Below are 2,093 nucleotides of genomic sequence, written 5' to 3'. Positions count from 1 at the left end.
ACGTCGACAACGTCGACTGGGACGTGGTCAGGGACGCCAGCGCGCACGACCAGTCGATCAAGGACCTCAACAAGTCCCTGTTCCTGCCGCAACGCGACGAGGAGATCGTCGAGCACTTCCGCGAGGCGTGGCGAACGACGGTCGATCCGAGGGCCATCGTCTTCTGTCAGACCATCGAACACGCCGAGCACATGGCCCAGTTGTTCGCCGCGTCCGACTCGGCGTGGTCCAACGCGTCCTTCCTCCACAGCGCGCTCCCGCGGCAGCGACGCCAAGTCCTGCTCAACGAATTCCGGCTCGGCCGGGTACCAGTGATCACGTGCGTCGACGTCTTCAACGAGGGGGTCGACGTCCCGGACGTCAACCTCATCGCGTTCCTGCGGGTCACGCACAGCCGGCGGATCTTCGTCCAGCAACTCGGGCGTGGACTTCGGCTCAGCCCCGGCAAAGTCGCCCTGAGGGTCCTCGACTTCGTGACCGACATCCGCAGGGTGGCGGCGACCCTAGAACTTCGGCGATCGCTGGAGGCGCAGGAGGCGCAAGAGAGCGAGCACCTGCGCGTACGTATGCCGCACGCCTCCCGCATCCAGTTCAGCGACAAGACCGTCGGGTCCCTGATGGACCACTGGATCCAGGACGCGGCGGACCTTGAGACCAAGGCGGACGAGGTCCGCCTGCAGTTCCCTTTGACGAGAGGAATCGAATGAGCAAGTACGCGATCCCCACGGACCTGGAAGAAGAAGTCGTGCGCCTCCTCTACAAGAGGATGGCCGACCTCAACTGGATCTACCTGCCGGATGCGGACCGCACCCGGCACTACGTGGCGTGGACGTCCGACCCGGCGGTCGGAGGACGGCTTCTGCCGTTCATCGGGAAGACCGAGAATGTCCGGCCGTGGCTCAAGGACAGGCCCATGAAGGAGTACGTCCGGGCCACCTACGGGGTGGGCAAGTGGGCCCCGCTCGTGGCCAAGCCCTCTACCCCGGTCAGCGAGCTCGTTGTGCGGGCGCTCGGTCCCGGCTGGGAAGTCGACCTCGAGACCCTCGCCATCAAGCCGCTCTGTGTGAAGATTCGCCACGAGGACGACGAGGAGACGGAGCAGCGCTTCGCCTGGGCCCCGATGCGCGACTTCAAGCACCTCGCGTGGGCGGCCATCGCGGCACAGGCTGGTGGCGATGCGCTGCCCTGGGTCATCTGCACGGTGGATTCCTTCGTTCGGAAGATCACCCCGGAGCAGAAGGCGACCAACCAGCGGATCGCGCACCGGCTCGGACTGATCAGCGCGCATGTCACCGATGGCTGAAGGGGACGGTGCGATGACCGGGGCTGTCGACGACTGGCTTAGCGCCGCTTGGCGTGCTCTTCCCCCCCGGTCTCGTCGCATCGTCGAGGACCGTGCCCGTGGAGAAACGCTCGGAAGCATTGGACAGCAGCATGAGATGAGCCGTGAAAGGGCTCGTCAGTTGATTGTGAAGGCGCAGGAGCGCCTCTGCTCCTACGCCGACGCCTTCGTCCCTGACTGGCGCGATCGGCTCATGGCTCTGACCGTGAGTCCGGCAGTACCCGAGTCCGAACTGGCTGCGGGGCTGGAGGTACGCGAGCACATCGGTGTGGGGCTTCTCGTCCAAGCTGCGGGGGCTGAGCCTCCTTTGACCTGGGCTGGTCGTCTGCATGGCTGGTGGACGCGCAATCCGACCGCCTTGGAGGTCCTGCTGCGAGCTGGAGTGGAGGAAGCACCGCTGCGTGGGGAGGATGTGGCGGTGACCTTCGCGTCGGCCGGTGTGCCGGACGATGTTCCCCTGCTGGAGCTGCTTGGGCACTCGAAGAGTCCTCTTGTGCCTGGCGTCGAGGGATCTTGGCTACGTCGTCGCGCCCGCGGTAGGGACGCGGCCTACCTCTACCTGCTGGCGAATGGCGAACCCTGCCCGGCTGAGGACCTGCTCGAACCGACTGGGATCAAGCGGAAGCCCGCCGTCGTCGAGGCGCTCAGGCGCGACGAGAGGTTCGTCCCGCTCCGGCTGGAGGGGCAGTGGGCGCTGGCCGAATGGCCCCACCTGAACGTGACTCCATACCCGAACGCCGTGGAGGCATTC

Annotated in this window: 3 protein-coding genes; all 3 read left to right on the top strand. The window is 66.1% G+C overall.

What is annotated here, in order from left to right:
- A partial coding sequence (locus ACZ5CR_RS43970; RefSeq protein ID WP_468868928.1) for a helicase-related protein occupies nt 1–707 on the top strand: 707 nt, incomplete at its 5' end.
- Nucleotides 704–1,303 carry a hypothetical protein gene (locus ACZ5CR_RS43965; protein ID WP_468868926.1) on the top strand — a complete coding sequence of 200 codons (600 nt, stop codon included), beginning with the start codon at nt 704–706 and terminating at the stop codon, nt 1,301–1,303. The genes ACZ5CR_RS43970 and ACZ5CR_RS43965, both read left to right, overlap by 4 nt.
- A gap of 13 nt (nt 1,304–1,316) precedes the next feature.
- A partial coding sequence (locus ACZ5CR_RS43960) for a sigma factor-like helix-turn-helix DNA-binding protein (protein ID WP_468868922.1) occupies nt 1,317–2,093 on the top strand: 777 nt, incomplete at its 3' end.

The sequence above is a fragment of the Streptomyces sp. NPDC031274 genome, from assembly GCF_055570235.1.
This window is presented reverse-complemented; position numbering and strand designations above follow the sequence as displayed.